At 60.2% G+C, this 14823-nt stretch carries 13 protein-coding genes; 7 read left to right on the plus strand and 6 right to left on the minus strand.

Annotation, left to right across the window (positions count from 1 at the left end):
- The first annotated feature begins 3 nt into the window (after window positions 1-3).
- The gene (locus tag BLX89_RS18630; protein WP_075292453.1) at window positions 4-3147 is read left to right on the plus strand and encodes an efflux RND transporter permease subunit; all 3144 of its coding nucleotides are present in this window, start codon (window positions 4-6) and stop codon (window positions 3145-3147) included.
- Window positions 3148-3527: 380 nt separating this feature from the next.
- Here BLX89_RS18630 and BLX89_RS18635 read toward each other — a convergent pair whose 3' ends face one another.
- The 5 genes from BLX89_RS18635 to rhaI form a co-directional block, all read right to left on the minus strand.
- Window positions 3528-3917 (minus strand): DUF930 domain-containing protein, encoded by a 390-nt coding sequence (locus tag BLX89_RS18635; protein WP_075292454.1) that lies wholly within the window; start codon window positions 3915-3917, stop codon window positions 3528-3530.
- Between the two features lie 111 nt (window positions 3918-4028).
- Window positions 4029-4490, minus strand: coding sequence for a YbaK/EbsC family protein (locus BLX89_RS18640; RefSeq protein ID WP_075292581.1), 462 nt, complete (start codon window positions 4488-4490; stop codon window positions 4029-4031).
- A gap of 86 nt (window positions 4491-4576) precedes the next feature.
- The gene (locus tag BLX89_RS18645; RefSeq protein WP_075292455.1) at window positions 4577-4765 is read right to left on the minus strand and encodes a hypothetical protein; all 189 of its coding nucleotides are present in this window, start codon (window positions 4763-4765) and stop codon (window positions 4577-4579) included.
- A 60-nt stretch (window positions 4766-4825) separates the two neighbouring features.
- The gene (locus BLX89_RS18650; protein WP_075292456.1) at window positions 4826-5080 is read right to left on the minus strand and encodes a GlsB/YeaQ/YmgE family stress response membrane protein; all 255 of its coding nucleotides are present in this window, start codon (window positions 5078-5080) and stop codon (window positions 4826-4828) included.
- A gap of 325 nt (window positions 5081-5405) precedes the next feature.
- Window positions 5406-6701 carry an L-rhamnose catabolism isomerase gene (gene rhaI, locus BLX89_RS18655; RefSeq protein ID WP_075292457.1) on the minus strand — a complete coding sequence of 432 codons (1296 nt, stop codon included), beginning with the start codon at window positions 6699-6701 and terminating at the stop codon, window positions 5406-5408.
- A gap of 72 nt (window positions 6702-6773) precedes the next feature.
- Between rhaI and BLX89_RS18660 the strand changes: the two genes are divergently transcribed.
- Window positions 6774-6932, plus strand: coding sequence for a YqaE/Pmp3 family membrane protein (locus tag BLX89_RS18660; protein WP_075292458.1), 159 nt, complete (start codon window positions 6774-6776; stop codon window positions 6930-6932).
- Here BLX89_RS18660 and BLX89_RS18665 read toward each other — a convergent pair whose 3' ends face one another.
- On the minus strand, window positions 6933-9032 hold the full coding sequence (locus BLX89_RS18665; RefSeq protein ID WP_075292459.1) for a bifunctional rhamnulose-1-phosphate aldolase/short-chain dehydrogenase: 2100 nt from the start codon (window positions 9030-9032) through the stop codon (window positions 6933-6935).
- 198 nt (window positions 9033-9230) lie between these two features.
- On the opposite strand from BLX89_RS18665, the gene BLX89_RS18670 reads away from it, so the two are divergent.
- From BLX89_RS18670 to BLX89_RS18690, 5 genes are all read left to right on the plus strand, one after another.
- On the plus strand, window positions 9231-10040 hold the full coding sequence (locus BLX89_RS18670; RefSeq protein WP_075292460.1) for a DeoR/GlpR family DNA-binding transcription regulator: 810 nt from the start codon (window positions 9231-9233) through the stop codon (window positions 10038-10040).
- 133 nt (window positions 10041-10173) lie between these two features.
- Window positions 10174-11163, plus strand: coding sequence for a rhamnose ABC transporter substrate-binding protein (rhaS, locus tag BLX89_RS18675; protein ID WP_075292461.1), 990 nt, complete (start codon window positions 10174-10176; stop codon window positions 11161-11163).
- A gap of 126 nt (window positions 11164-11289) precedes the next feature.
- Window positions 11290-12837, plus strand: a complete 1548-nt coding sequence (locus tag BLX89_RS18680) for a sugar ABC transporter ATP-binding protein (protein WP_075292462.1) — start codon at window positions 11290-11292, stop codon at window positions 12835-12837.
- A complete protein-coding gene (locus tag BLX89_RS18685; RefSeq protein WP_075292463.1) occupies window positions 12834-13814 on the plus strand; it encodes an ABC transporter permease in 981 nt (326 codons plus the stop codon). The genes BLX89_RS18680 and BLX89_RS18685 overlap by 4 nt, the downstream gene beginning before the upstream one ends.
- The gene (locus BLX89_RS18690) at window positions 13811-14815 is read left to right on the plus strand and encodes an ABC transporter permease (protein ID WP_075292464.1); all 1005 of its coding nucleotides are present in this window, start codon (window positions 13811-13813) and stop codon (window positions 14813-14815) included. Before BLX89_RS18685 ends, BLX89_RS18690 begins: the two co-directional genes overlap by 4 nt.
- The last annotated feature ends 8 nt before the right edge of the window (window positions 14816-14823 follow it).

The following is a 14823-nucleotide window of genomic DNA, read 5'->3' on the forward strand; positions in this document are numbered from 1 at the left end:
GCCATGACCACCTCCGCCGCAGACAAGCGTTCCTTCAACCTTTCGCGCTGGGCCATCGGCCATCCGAGCATCGCGCGGTTCCTCTTCGGCCTGATCATTGTCGCCGGTGTTTTCGGCCTGATGAACATGGGCCAGAAGGAGGACCCCGATTTCACCTTCCGCGTCATGGTGATCCAGGCCTCGTGGCCGGGTGCCTCCATCGAGGAGATGCAGGATCAGGTCGTCAACAAGATCGAGCGCAAGCTGCAGGAAACGCCGCATCTCGATTTCGTGCGATCCTACACGCGCGCCGGAAGCGCCATCATCACGCTGCAGGTCAAGGGCGATACGGATGCGGACGATGTTGCCGATGCCTTCTATCAGGTTCGCAAGAAGGTCGGCGATATCTCCTCCGAGCTGCCGTCCGGGCTCTACGGCCCGTATTTCAACGATGAGTTCGGCGATACCTTCATCACGCTGCATTCGATTGCCGGCGATGGCTACAGCTATCCGGAACTGAAGAAATTTGCGATCCAGGCGCGCGATATGCTTTTGACGACGCCCGGCGTCGAGAAGGCCGTGATCATTGGCGATCAGCCGGAGAAGATCTTCATCGACGTCTCGTCCAAGGCGCTTGCCGAACGCGGCCTCACTCTCGATGACGTCCGCAATGCGCTCTCCGGCCAGAACGATGTCGATCCGGCCGGCACGGTAGATACCGGTGAGCGCTCGGTGCGCATTTCCGTGGAAGGCAGCGTCGACAAGGTCGATGACATCCGGGAATTGCGCCTGCGCGCCGGCGATCAGGTGACCCGTCTTGGCGACATCGCGTCCGTGACGCAGGGGCTTGAGGACCCGTTTGCCCGCAAGTATCGCTTCAATGGCCGCGACAGCGTCCAGCTCGGCGTCGTCATGGCCAAGGGCTTCAATGTCGTCGATGTCGGCAAAGCGGTGGAAGAGACCTATCAGCGTTTCGAATCCGCGCTGCCCTACGGTGTGGAGATCGACCAGATTTCCAACCAGCCGGAAGTGGTGACGGAAGCCGTCAGCGAGTTCATGAAGGCTCTCGGTGAAGCGCTCATTATCGTTCTCGTCGTCTCGTTCCTGTCGATCGGCTGGCGCTCTGGCCTCGTGATCGCCATCGCGATTCCCCTTGTTCTGGCCGCCACCTTTGCCATCATGTACGAGCTTGGCATCGATCTCCAGCGCATCTCGCTCGGCGCCTTGATCATTGCGCTCGGCCTTCTCGTCGATGACGCCATGATCGTCGTCGAAATGATGGAGCGAAAACTGGAAGAGGGGCTGGTCAAGATCGATGCCGCGAGCTTTGCTTATTCCTCGACGGCCTTCCCGATGCTGACCGGCACCTTGATCACCACCGCCGGGTTCATTCCGGTTGGTTTCGCCGAATCCACGGCGGGGGAATATGTCCGCTCGCTGTTCTTCGTCGTCGGTATCGCGCTCGTCGTGTCATGGTTCGTAGCTGTCTATTTCACGCCATGGCTCGGCTACATGATCCTGAAGCAGCGACACCATGCCGGCGATCATCACGATGTGTTCGATACGCGCTTCTATCGTCGGCTGCGCGCGACGGTGGCTTGGGCAGTGCACCATCGCATCGTCGTGATTGCCGCGACGCTCATCGCCTTTGCCGTCAGCCTCTGGTCGTTCCAGTTCATCCCGAAGAACTTCTTCCCGCAGTCCTCGCGCCCGGAAATCCTCGTCGATCTGTGGCTGCCGGAAGGCACCAGCATCAAGGAAGTCGAGGTCCAGGCCAAGGCGCTGGAAGCGCGCATGATGGATGATGAGGACAAGCGCTTCATCGCCACCTATATCGGCGAGGGCGCGCCACGCTTCTTCCTGCCGCTCGACCAGCAGCTCCGCAACCCGAACTTCGCCCAGCTTCTGGTGATGGCTAAGGATGAAAACGCCCGCGAACGGCTGATCGTCAAGTTGCGCACGGTTCTGGCGGAAGATTTCCCGTCGATCCGCGCAAAGGTGGACCGTCTGTTCCTTGGGCCCCCGACCGGCTGGCCCGTGCAGATGCGTGTGATGGGGCCGGATCGCGCCGAGGTTCGTCGCATCGCCGATCAGGTGAAGCAGAAGTTCCATGATAACCCGATGCTCGGCGCGGTGCATGACGACTGGCTGGAGCCGGTGCCGGCGATGAAACTGGTCATCGATCAGGATCGTGCCCGTGCGCTCGGCGTCACCTCGCAGCGCATCCGTCAGATGCTGCAGGCGACGATGACCGGGGCTCCGCTCGGCGATTTCCGGGATGGCGAGGAAACGGTCTCGATCGTTGCCCGCGAACCCGATGAAAACCGCAAGCTGCTCTCGGCCGTCAATTCGGTCTATATCCCGACCGATCTCGGCGGCTTCATCCCGCTGTCGCAGATCGCCAAGGTCGTGCCCGTCATGGAGCAGGGCATCGAGTGGCGTCGTGACCGCCTGCCGACGATTACGGTGCGCGGCACGCTGCCCGATAACATTCAGCCGAATGACGTGGCGCTGAAGATGTATGACGAGATGCAGAGCCTGCGGGACGGTCTCGCCCCCGGCTACAGGGTCGAAATCCAGGGTGGTGCCGAAGACAGCGCTGAAAGCCAGGCGTCGATCGCCGCCAAGGCGCCGATCATGCTCCTGGTCATCGTTGTGCTGCTGATGGTCCAGCTCCAGCATTTCGGCAAAGCCATGCTGGTGCTGGCAACAGGCCCGCTCGGTATCATCGGGGCAGCGGCGGCGTTGCTCATCAGCGGAGCGCCCTTCGGTTTCGTCGCCATCCTCGGCGTGATCGCGCTGCTCGGCATCATCATCCGCAACTCGATCATCCTCATCGACCAGATTGATCAGGATATCGCGGCCGGCATGCACCGGCAGGAAGCGATCATTGGTTCTGCCGTTCGCCGTTTCCGTCCGATCATGCTGACGGCGCTGACCGCCGTGCTGGCCTTGATCCCGATCTCGCGCGGCATCTTCTGGGGGCCGCTCGCCTATGCGATGATGGGCGGCATTCTGGTGGCGACGGTGCTGACCATTCTGGTATTGCCGGCGGCTTACGCCCTGTTCTTCGGCCGCGAGCCGAAGACGAAGGACGATCCCTCCGAGGAGCAGTCCCCACCGGCTGAAGTAAATGAAAGATTTACGCCGGCGATCGCCGCAGAATAAATCGAGCTGGGGAGGCAATTGCCTCCCCTTCGTCTTTTTAGCGGTGACGCAAATTTAATCAATCAGGCGCAAATTAAGGCAAAGTCGGCCGAAAACGGATCAAAATTGCCGTTGCTTCGTTTAGGGGGACCAAAGGGAGACTGGGAGCCCGCAAGGCCAATAAAGGCCTATGACGTAAGGATATCATCATGGCTGCGTATATGATGAAGATGCTGCTGAATATCATGGCCGGGCTGTCGGTGGCGACGGCCATGGTGGTTTACATCGCCCTCGTTTGAGGGGCGGCATGTCGCGCAAAAGTGTGCAGCGGTTTTGCGATAACGACATGCGTCGAGTAAAATCTAAAGCAGGGAAGCGATCTGAAAGATCGCGCGCATGCTTTAGGGATAGAGGTAATGCCCCTCCCACTGGTCGCGCGGAATCTGCTCGCCGATCTTGTATTTCAGCGATAGCACCTCGATGTGATCCGGCCCGGTCACGCATTTGAATTTCAGCCGATACCACTCGCCCTTGCTGCGGAAGACGGCGCCCGGAGCCTTGATCTGGTTCTTGTCGTAAATCGGCTCGCCAAAACTGTAGGCGATCACCTTGTCCGGCTTGAAGCCGGTTTCGTCAGCATTGATCCTGTCCATGGCTTCCGTGTCGCAGCGCTGCTCCAGCCGGGTCTGCGGATCGAGCTTCTTGAACTGGCGAACGAGGGACTGGTCCATGGCAAGCGCAGGTGTCAGCAGCGTCGCGCTGAGAAACAGCGCGCAGATGAGCGTCTTCATTCCATCTCCATCATCAAGACAGATCAATGATCCGGGCAGAACGGCCGCGAATCCCTTGCGCCATGAAGGCGGATTCTGTGTTCATTCAAAGGCAGAATCGCCTCATTGTGGCTACGCGACGCAAAGATCGGCCCACGCCGCGCCCGTCAGGCTGGCCATGCGCTCTGGCGAGATGCGAACCGCGGCGTGGATCGCGCCGGCGGCCGGGACGACCTCATCGAACGCCTTGAGCGAAATATCGCAGTAGATCTTGTGCGGCTTGTTCAGCCCAAAGGGGCAGACGCCGCCAACGGGATGACCAGTTTCAGCCTCCACCTCATCAAGAGCCAGCATGCGCGGCTTGGTCGAAAACTGTGCCTTGAATTTCTTGTTGTCGAGGCGCGCATCGCCGCGGGTGACGATCAGGATGACCTCGTCATTGATGCGCACGGCAAGGGTCTTGGCGATCTGCTCCGGCGCTACGCCGTGGCCTTCCGCCGCCTGTGCGACGGTCGCCGTGCTCTGCTGAAGTTCGATGACCTCGATGTCAGGTGCGTGTTCGGCGAAGAAGGCTTTGACGGAAGAAAGGCTCATGGCGGGATGAATGACCGGATTGGGGCTCATGCCGGCGGCATGGCGCGAGGAGGGGCCGCAGTCGGGACGACCGCAGCCCGATCCTCTCAGTCGTCGTTCGAGGCGTCAAGATTTTCCGGGCGGATTCCCTGTTGATCGCTGGGCAGATATCCGTGGCTGGTAAACCAGTTCTCCAGGATCGCAGCAATGGCTTGCTCCCGCGACGTCATGCCCGGATGATCGGATATGAAGGATTGCAGGGCATGTTCGATACGGGGCTCAAAACTTGCGGTCATGATGTCTCCGATGGATGGCGCTGCGGACATGTCCGCAGCGCGGAAGGTTGGTGCCGGAAGCTATGCTCGTTTGATGATCTTGATCAGCGCAAGCAGGATCACCGCGCCGATGGTCGAGTGGATGATCGCGGCAATGATGCCGGTGCCGAGAGAGACGCCGAGATAGGGAAACAGCGTGCCGGCAATGAAGGCGCCGATGATGCCGATGACGATGTTGCCGATCAGCCCGAAGCCGCCGCCGGAAACGATAAGCCCTGCAAGCCAGCCCGCAATGGCGCCGACGATCAGGAAAACGAGAATGCTTTCGATACCCATGGATGGTCCCTTTCCGTTGTATCCAAACGAGAAGATAGAGCGGGAATTGGAAAGCGTCAGGGGGAAAATGCAGGGAAGAGAAGAATTTGCTGCAGAATCTGGAGAAGGCGAAGTTTGCTGGCTGTGGGCGTGAACGCCCCTCATCCGGCCTGTCGGCCACCTTCTCCCCGTTTTGACGGGGAGAAGGGACAAACGGCAAACTCCGTCGTCCCCTCTCCCCGCGGGCGGGGAGAGGGCTAGGGTGATGGGCAACCGCGAGAGCGGTAAATAGAAAGGCCCCGGAATCGCTCGCAGGGCCTCCACTCAATTCACTCTTACAAAAGGCTCAGACGATACCGCCGCCGCCGCTTTTCGATTCAGGCCGTTCGGCGGCCACCTTGGCGCGGTAACCGCTCTTGCGATAGGTTGCGACCGGGGTGATCGCGCCGCCATTTTCCAGGCGGGCCATCGCGAGGATCGGCTCGACATCGGTGCGGAAGGCCGCTTTCAGCGTTTCCGTCGCCATCAGTGCGTCGTTGCCGTCCTGATAGCCTTCCAGTGCCTTGCGATCGACCAGCAGCGCTTGAGCATAGGCGCGGCTGACTTCGGTCGCCGAGTTCATCAGGCTCTCGATCGGATCCGTGACGTTGTGGCTCTGGTCGAGCATATGGGCCGGGGCAAAACCCTCCGCATGCCGTGTCTCCGCATCCACCAGTTCGTTGAAGACGAGGAACAGGCGGTAGGGGTCGATCGAACCCGTGTCGAGATCGTCGTCGCCATATTTGGAATCGTTGAAGTGGAAGCCGCCCAGCTTCTTGAACTGGATCAGGCGGGCCACGATCATCTCGATGTTGACGTTCGGCGCATGGTGGCCGAGATCGACGAGGCAGTGGGCCTTGGGGCCGAGTTCCTGCGCGATCAGGTAGTTCGTGCCCCAGTCCTGCACGACCGTCGAATAGAAAGCAGGCTCGAACATCTTGTGTTCGGTGAAGACCTTCCAGTCCTCCGGCAGGGCTGCGTACACCTTCTTCATGGCGTCGAGGTAGCGCTCGAAGCTCTTGGTGAAGCTGGTCTGGCCCGGGAAGTTGGAGCCGTCGCCGATCCAAACCGTCAGCGCCTTCGAACCCAGCGCCTTGCCGATCTCGATGCACTCGATGTTGTGATCAATGGCCTGCTGGCGGGTTGCGGCATCCACATGGGAGAGCGAGCCGTATTTATAGGAGTGTGCCTGATCCGGCGAATCCGAGAAGGTGTTGGAATTGACAGCGTCGAAGCCGAGGCCAAGGGCGTTGCCCTTTTCCTTCAGTTCCTTGAGGTCGCTGACCTTGTCCCACGGGATATGAAGCGACACGGTCGGCGTGGCGCGGGTGAGCTGCTGGATGACCGAGCAATCCTCGATCTTGTCGAAGATGTTGCGCGGCTCGCCCTTGCCCGGAAAGCGGGCAAAGCGGGTGCCGCCAGTGCCAACACCCCAGGACGGAACGGCAACACCGTAAGCGGCCACTTTCGCCTTGACGGTATCGATATCGATCCCGCGGCGGGCGAGTTGCTCTCCAAGGGCCTTGTAATCCGAAGAGAGGGTAACCCTGCCTTTGTCGTTTTCGGTTGCCAGCAGTTCCGGTGAGATTGCGAACTCTGTCATTGTTTCCTCCGCATGTGAACTTTTTACCGTCTTTCGCGTTGCATGTGTCCCCAATCCAAACGGAGAACCCCCGTGGACATCGTACGTCTTCTGCTTGCCATCATCCTGCCGCCGGTCGGCGTATTCCTGCAGGTCGGGCTCGGCCTGCATTTCTGGCTCAACATTCTTCTAACGCTGTGTGGCTACATCCCGGGCATCATTCACGCCGTATGGGTCATCATGAGAAAATGATCAGCGCGTAAACGACTGGGCGTTGCCCGCGTCGACGTTGATGATGTTGCCGGTGGACTTCGCCGACATGTCCGACGCCAGGAAGTAGATCGCCTCGGCGATATCTTCCGGGAACACGGAGAGCTTCAGCATCGAGCGCTCGCGATAGAGCTTTTCGAGACCTTCGGTGTCGGTGTTGTAGATCGCCGCGCGCTGTTCCTTCCACTCACCGCTCCAGATCTTCGAGCCGCGCAAAACGGCATCGGGGTTGACGACGTTGACGCGGATCTGCGCGCTCGCGCCTTCAAGCGCAAGGCAACGGGCGAGATGGATTTCGGCAGCCTTGGCCGTGCAATAGGCCGATGCACCCGGGGACGCCGCAAGGCCGTTCTTGGAGGCCACGAAGACGACGTTGCCGCCGGCCTTCTGGTTGCGGAAGATGCGGAAGGCGGCGCGGGAAACGAGGAAGTAGCCCGTCGCCAGAATGTTCATATTCTTGTTCCAGAGATCGAGCGTCGTCTCCTCGATCACGGCCGAAGAGGCAAGGCCGGCATTGGAAACCAGAATGTCGAGACCGCCGAACTCCAAGAGGCCATCGGCAAAACTCCTGTCGACGGCAGCTTCGTCCGTAACGTTCATGGTCACCGTGCGAACAAAATCCTTGCCATAGCGGCCGCCGAGTTCGGCATAGGCGTCCGCCAGCGCCGGTTCGTCGATGTCGGCGAGGATGACGCAGGCGCCTTCCGCCATCAGGCGATTGGCGGTTGCCTTGCCGATGCCGCCGGCGCCGCCGGTGACGAGAGCGATCTTGCCGGCCAGCATCTTCGGCTTCGGCATGCGCTGCAGTTTTGCTTCTTCGAGCAGCCAGTATTCGATGTCGAAGGCTTCCTGCTCCGGCAGGCCGACATAGGTCGAAACGCCTGAAGCGCCGCGCATGACGTTGATGGCGTTGACATAGAACTCGCCGGAAATCCGCGCCGTCGCCTTGTCCTTGGCAAAGGTGATCATGCCGACGCCGGGAACGAGGTAGACGACCGCGTTCGGATCGCGCATCGCCGGGCTGTTGTCGCGCTTGCAACGCTCGTAATAGGCGGCGTAGCCGGCGCGGTATTCGGCAATCGCCGCTTCAAGGCCGGCAAGGGTCTTGTCGATATCGGGGTTGGCCGGATCGAAGTCGATCACAAGCGGGCAAATCTTGGTGCGCAGGAAATGGTCCGGGCAGGAGGTGCCAAGGGCGGCGAGCGGCTCAAGGTTCTTCGAGGTGACGAAATCGAGAACGGCCTGGCTGTCATCGAAATGGCCGAGCTTGCGCTCATCGGCGCTGATCATGCCGCGAATGACCGGCATCAGCTTTTGTGCGATAGCGCGGCGTTCGGCAGCCGGCAGCACCGGCATGACGGCACCACCGAAGGCCGGCGCGGTGTTTTCCGTTTCGAACCAGGCGATCGCCTTGTTGATGATCTCGATGGTGGTCTCATAGGCTTCCTTGGCCGTATCGCCCCAGGTGAAGAGGCCGTGGCTTTCAAGGATCAGGCCGCGTGCATTCGGGTTTTCTTCGCAGAACTTGCCGAGCCACAGGCCCAGTTCGTAGCCCGGACGCTTCCAGGGCAGCCAACCGATATCGTCACCGAAAATCTGCTGCGTCAGTTCGCGGCTGTTGATCGAAGCGGCAATCGCGATGATCGCATCGGGGTGCATGTGGTCGACATGCTTCTTCGGCACATAGGCGTGCAGCGGGGTGTCGATGGAAGCTGCGCGCGGGTTGAGGTTGAAGGTGCAATGGGGCAGGTAGCCAACCATCTCGTCTTCGAACTCGACGCCGCGATAGAGGTTCTTCAGCGCGTTCAGCTTGTCCATATAGAGTGTGGAAAAGCCGTCCATCTTGATCGTGCCGACGTCACCGCCCGAGCCCTTGACCCACAGAACTTCGACTTCACCGCCACCGAGCGGGTCTTTTTCGATCACCTTCGCCGAGGTGTTGCCGCCGCCGTAATTGGTGATGCGCTTGTCGGAGCCCAGCAAATTGGAGCGATAGAGCAGCTTTTCCGGCTCGCTCATGCCTGCCGCTTTCGCGTCGTCCCACAGATTGGCCAGCCGCAAACCTTGTTGCTTGTCGAGCATTGGTATTTCCTCCCGATCAAATTGGGCCCGGAGCATCGTCCAGGCGCATTCGTTGTGATCAGATCACATGGATAAACGGTCGATGTCAATCATAAACGATCAAAAATGATCATATTGCGCTGCACAATGAAATTTTATGATTGCAGATGATTGACAATGCGCGAACGTGATGGAAGATTGCCGATATTGGAGGAGTGAATGCACGAAAAAGAGCGACATAGGATTATTCTGTCCGCCGTTCAGGAAAAGCCGGTTGTCACGGTGCCTGAGCTGGTCGAGTTGACGGATAGTTCCGAGGCCACAATTAGGCGCGATATTGCGGCTCTGCATGTGCAGAAGAGGCTTCGCCGCGTGCGTGGCGGCGCCGAGGCGCTCCACCCGCCGCAGTTCGTCGGCCTTGCCGGCCGGCCCTTCAGCGTCAACGAAGGGCTGCATGCCCGCGAGAAGCAGGTGATTGCCCGCGAGGCCGTGGCGCTCTGTCAGGATGGTGAGCCGATCATCATCAATGGCGGCACGACGACCTTTCAGATGGTACACTTTCTGTCCAACCGCCGCATGCAGGTGTTCACAAACTCGTTCCCGATTGCCGAGCATCTGCTCAAGCATTCTAAGAATACGGTGATGCTGTCCGGCGGCGTCATCTACCGCGAGCAGAACATCATCCTCAGCCCCTTCGAAAATGACGTGACGCGCAATTTCTATGCGCGCCGCATGTTCATGGGCGCGCAGGGCCTTGGGCCGCTGGGGCTGATGGAAGGCGATCCGCTGCTGATCCAGGCGGAGCAGAAGCTGATCGATCAGGCCGACGAGTTGATCGTGCTCGCGGATTCTTCGAAATTCCACAGACGCTCCAGCCTCATCCTCTGCGGCTTGAAGCGGATCGCCACTGTGATCACGGATTCGAACATCGAGGACAGACATGCCGCGATGCTCGAAAGTGCCGGCGTCAATTTGGTGGTTGCCAATATGAAGTCGGACGCAAAGGAAAACGCTTCCTCGACGGCATGAGGCCGAAGGGGAAGGGGGGAGATCAACGGCTGGTTCCGACGCTTTTGCGGGAGGGGTGGCCAGTGAGATTGAAAGTCAAGCCGGACAAGGCGGGCCATCGGGGCTGCGCGCGGCTTATAGGGAGGAGAACGCAATGAAATTCTTAAAGACTTTGGCCCTGACCACGGCGCTCGCGGCAACCATGCTCGCCGCACCGGCAATGGCACAGGAGAAGATCGCGCTCGTCGTCAAGTCGCTCGGCAACGGCTTCTTCGATGCAGCCGCCAAGGGCGCTGAAAACGCTGCCAAGGAAATCGGCGGCATCGAAGTGATCTACACCGGCCCGACCTCGGCAACCGCCGAAGGCCAGATCGAAATCGTCAACTCGCTGATCGCCCAGAACGTCAGCGCCATCGCCATTTCGTCCAACGACCCGGACGCGCTCGTTCCGGTTCTGAAAAAGGCCATGGATCGTGGCATCAAAGTCATCTCGTGGGATTCCGGCGTTGCTCCGGAAGGTCGCCAGATCCACCTCAACCCGTCCGACACCAACCTGATCGGCGAGACCATCATCAAGCTGGCTGCTGACTATCTGCCGGAAGGCGGCGACGTCGCCATCCTGTCGGCTTCCTCGACGGCGACCAACCAGAACGCCTGGATCGATGCCGCCAAGAAAATCCTTCCGGAGAAGTTCCCGAAGATCAACCTCGTCTCGGTCGTTTACGGCGATGACGACTCGGTCAAGAGCACGAACGAAGCCAAGGGCCTGATCTCGTCCTTCCCGAACCTCAAGGCGATCATCGCTCCGACCACCGTCGGCGTTGTGGCTGCTGCCCAGGTCGTGACGGACGACAAGCTGATCGGCAAGATCAACGTTACCGGACTTGCTCTGCCGTCAGAGTTCAAGCAGTTCATCGACAACGGCTCCTCGCAGGCTGTTGCTCTGTGGAACCCGATCGACCTCGGCTACTCCGCCGTTTACCTCAGCCACCAGCTGATCGGCGGCACGGAAGCCAAGCCGGGCGCGAAGTTCTCGATCGGCAAGGTTGGTGAAATCACCCTCGACGACACCAACTCGGCTGCCATGGCTGCTCCGTTCACGTTCGACAAGTCGAACATCGAGGAATTCTCGAAGATCTACTAATCCGCTCATAGATCTGACCGGCGGCTTTCGAGTCGCCGGTCAGATCCGCGGACGCGGTTTACGCACCGCCTGGCAGCCCGACCTTTCGGGCGATTGCCGTAACCGATTGAAACGAAGCTGACCCCAATGACATTGCCCCAACGCAAGCCCGAGAGCATGCCTGCATCTTCGACACCGAAGATCACGCTGTCCGGCATCACCAAGACCTTTCCCGGTGTTCGCGCCCTGAACAAGGTCGCGCTCGAGCTGTATCCCGGACAGGTGACGGCCCTGATCGGTGAAAACGGTGCCGGCAAGTCAACGCTGGTCAAGACCATGACCGGCATCTACCAGCCCGATGAAGGCGAAATCCGCATTAATGGTGAGTTGGTAACGCTGTCTTCTCCCCATGCCGCCTTCAAGCTCGGCATCACCGCGATCCACCAGGAAACGGTGCTTTTCGACGAGCTGAGCGTCGCGGAAAACATCTATCTTGGCCATGCGCCGAAGACCCGTTTCAAGACACTCGACTGGGGTCTGATGCGCGAGAAGTCGCGCAAGCTGCTCACGGAGATCGGCGCCGGACATATCGCGCCGGAAACCCGCCTCAAGGACCTGAGCATCGCCAACAAGCATCTGGTCGCCGTGGCGCGCGCGCTGTCGATCGATGCCGACGTGGTGATCATGGACGAGCCGACCGCGGCTCTCTCCTACAAGGAAATCCAGGATCTGTTCGAGCTGATGGAGCTCCTGAAGAAGAGCGGCAAGGCAATCCTGTTCATCTCGCACAAGTTCGACGAGATCTATCGCATCGCCGACCGCTACACCGTTTTCCGCGATGGCGAGATGGTCGGCAACGGCCTGATTGCCGACACCACGCAGGATACCATCGTCCGCATGATGGTCGGCCGCTCCGTCGATCAGGTCTTTCCGAAGCAGGAAACGACGCTCGGCGAAACCGTGCTGACCGTTTCCGGCTATTGCCACCCGACCGAATTTGCAGACATCAATTTCAAGCTGCGCAAAGGCGAAATTCTCGGTTTCTACGGCCTCGTCGGTGCGGGCCGCAGCGAACTGATGCAGGCGCTGATCGGCATCACCAAGCCTTCCAAGGGCGCTGTCAGGATCGGTGACGATATCGCCGTGATCCGCAGCCCGGCCGCCGCGATCGAAAACGGCATCGTTTATGTGCCGGAAGAGCGCGGCAAGCAGGGCGTCGTGGTCGATATGCCAATCGTCCAGAATATCTCGCTGCCGTCCCTGCGCCGTACTTCCAAGAACGGTTTCCTCCGTCTGGCCGAGGAATTCGCGCTGGCGCGGGAATATGCGACGCGGCTTGATCTGCGCGCCGCCTCGCTCAGCCAGAACGCCGGCACGCTTTCCGGCGGCAACCAGCAGAAGGTGGTTATCGCCAAGTGGCTGGCGACGAAGCCGCGTGTCATCATTCTCGACGAACCGACCAAGGGCATCGACATCGGCTCCAAGGCCGCCGTCCACGCTTTCATGAGCGAACTTGCGAGCCAAGGCCTCGCCGTCATCATGGTTTCCTCCGAACTGCCGGAAGTGATGGGCATGAGCGATCGCATCATCGTCATGCGCGAAGGTCGCATCGTCACCACAATCGAAAAGAACGACGGCTTCAACGCCGAGACGCTGGTCCGCGCTGCTGCCGGCATTGGGGAGACAGCGGCATGAAAAGCATTCTTCGCTTCCGCGAATTCTGGCTCGCCGCCATCGTCGTGGTCATGGTCATCGCGACAAACCTGCGCGCCCCCGGCTTTGCAGCACCGGATAAGCTCGCCGGCATATTCAACGATACGGCGATGCTGATGATCCTGGCGCTCGGCCAGATGGCTGTCATTCTGACGCGCTCGATCGATCTCTCCATGGCGTCCAATCTGGCGCTAACGGGCATGATCGTGGCGCTGATCAATGCCGCCTTTCCGGGCATTCCGATCCCGGCTTTGATGCTGTTTGCCTGCCTCTGCGGTCTCGCGCTCGGCGCCTTCAACGGTGTGCTGATCTGGCTTCTGAACATTCCGGCGATTGTCGTCACGCTCGGCACACTCACCATCTATCGCGGCATCATCTTCCTGATCGCCGGCGGCCAGTGGGTGAACGCCGATAAGCTGAGTCCGGCTTTCGTGCAATATACCCGCATCGAGTTCCTCGGCCTGCCGGCGCTCTCCTGGTATGCCATCGTCGTGGCCATCGCCTTCTTCATCCTTATGACGCGCACCTCGCTTGGCCGCGCCATCTATGCGGTCGGTGTCAACCCGACGGCCTCCGTTTATGCCGGTATCGATGTTGGCCGCACGAAGTTCGCGACCTTCCTGATCTCGGGCCTGCTCTCCGGCTTCTGCGGTTATCTCTGGGTATCCCGCTATGTCATCGGTTCGGTCGAGGTTGCCAAGGGTTATGAACTCACCATCATCGCAGCCTGCGTGATCGGCGGTATCTCCATCTCCGGCGGTGTCGGCACGGTTGCCGGCGCGCTCCTCGGCGCCCTGTTCCTCGGCGTCATCAACTCGGCGCTGCCGGTCATCAACGTCTCGCCATTCTGGCAGATGGCGATCTCCGGTGCCGCCATCATCCTGGCCGTCGTCCTGAATGCCCGTGGCGAAAAGCGCGGCAGCCGGCTTATCCTTCGTGAAGCAGAGGCCACGTCATGACCGACACAGCGCATGAAGCGCGCCATATTCCCGATCGTCTCGACAGCCCCGCGCGCGCGGCCTTGTTCTCCTGGCCGACGCTGCTCCTGATCGTCGGGGTTGCCCTGTTCATCATCAACTCGATGGCCTCGCCCTATTTCCTGTCGCCGTGGTCGCTGTCGGATGCGACCTTCAATTTCACCGAAAAGGCGATCATCGCGCTTGCCATGGCGCTTTTGATCATCGCCGGCGAAATCGATCTCTCGGTCGCCTCGATCATCGCGCTCGCCTCGACGGCGATGGGGGTTGCACTGCAGTTCGGCGTCGATGTGCCCGGTCTTGTCACGATAGGCATCCTGACAGGCCTCATCTGCGGCATCTTCAACGGTTTCCTCGTCACCGGCCTCGGCCTGCCGTCGATCGTCGTGACCATCGGCACGATGAGCTTCTTCCGCGGCATCTCCTACATCGTGCTGGGCGATCAGGCGTTCAAAGGCTATCCGGCCGGCTTCGACTATTTCGGTCAGGGTTATGTCTGGTGGGTCGTGTCCTTCGAGTTCGCGCTCTTCCTACTGTTCGCACTTCTTTATTATGTGCTGCTGCACCACACGAATTTCGGCCGTCAGGTCTTCACCATCGGCAACAATCCGGTCGCGGCGCGCTTCTCGGGTGTCCGGGTCGAGCGGATCAAGTTCATCTTGTTCTGCCTCACCGGCCTGATGTCCGGCATCGCGGCAGTGCTGCTCACCTCGCGCCTTGCCTCCACCCGTCCGTCGATTGCAGTTGGCTGGGAGCTGGAAGTCGTGACCATGGTGGTTCTCGGCGGCGTCTCGATCCTTGGCGGCTCCGGCACCATTCAGGGCGTCGTCATCGCCGCCTTCATCATGGGCCTCGTCACCTTCGGTCTTGGCCTCTTGAATGTGCCCGGCATCGTCATGTCGATCTTCATCGGTGCGCTGCTGATCTGCGTCATCGCACTGCCGATCCTGTGGGCGCGCATGCGCCGCCGCGCGGCTCGCTAGGAGGACGG

Origin of the sequence: Pararhizobium arenae, assembly GCF_001931685.1 — a bacterium.
Classification (GTDB): domain Bacteria; phylum Pseudomonadota; class Alphaproteobacteria; order Rhizobiales; family Rhizobiaceae; genus Pararhizobium; species Pararhizobium arenae.

What these genes read in the sequence shown, in the direction of transcription:
- BLX89_RS18690 (WP_075292464.1), top strand. Translation starts at nt 13,811, where the DNA reads ATGACCGACACAGCGCATGAAGCGCGCCATATTCCCGATCGTCTCGAC.
- BLX89_RS18685 (WP_075292463.1), top strand. Translation starts at nt 12,834, where the DNA reads ATGAAAAGCATTCTTCGCTTCCGCGAATTCTGGCTCGCCGCCATCGTC.
- BLX89_RS18670 (WP_075292460.1), top strand. Translation starts at nt 9,231, where the DNA reads ATGCACGAAAAAGAGCGACATAGGATTATTCTGTCCGCCGTTCAGGAA.
- rhaS (WP_075292461.1), top strand. Translation starts at nt 10,174, where the DNA reads ATGAAATTCTTAAAGACTTTGGCCCTGACCACGGCGCTCGCGGCAACC.
- rhaI (WP_075292457.1), bottom strand. Translation starts at nt 6,701, where the DNA reads ATGACAGAGTTCGCAATCTCACCGGAACTGCTGGCAACCGAAAACGAC.
- BLX89_RS18680 (WP_075292462.1), top strand. Translation starts at nt 11,290, where the DNA reads ATGACATTGCCCCAACGCAAGCCCGAGAGCATGCCTGCATCTTCGACA.
- BLX89_RS18630 (WP_075292453.1), top strand. Translation starts at nt 4, where the DNA reads ATGACCACCTCCGCCGCAGACAAGCGTTCCTTCAACCTTTCGCGCTGG.
- BLX89_RS18640 (WP_075292581.1), bottom strand. Translation starts at nt 4,490, where the DNA reads ATGAGCCTTTCTTCCGTCAAAGCCTTCTTCGCCGAACACGCACCTGAC.
- BLX89_RS18665 (WP_075292459.1), bottom strand. Translation starts at nt 9,032, where the DNA reads ATGCTCGACAAGCAACAAGGTTTGCGGCTGGCCAATCTGTGGGACGAC.
- BLX89_RS18645 (WP_075292455.1), bottom strand. Translation starts at nt 4,765, where the DNA reads ATGACCGCAAGTTTTGAGCCCCGTATCGAACATGCCCTGCAATCCTTC.
- BLX89_RS18635 (WP_075292454.1), bottom strand. Translation starts at nt 3,917, where the DNA reads ATGAAGACGCTCATCTGCGCGCTGTTTCTCAGCGCGACGCTGCTGACA.
- BLX89_RS18650 (WP_075292456.1), bottom strand. Translation starts at nt 5,080, where the DNA reads ATGGGTATCGAAAGCATTCTCGTTTTCCTGATCGTCGGCGCCATTGCG.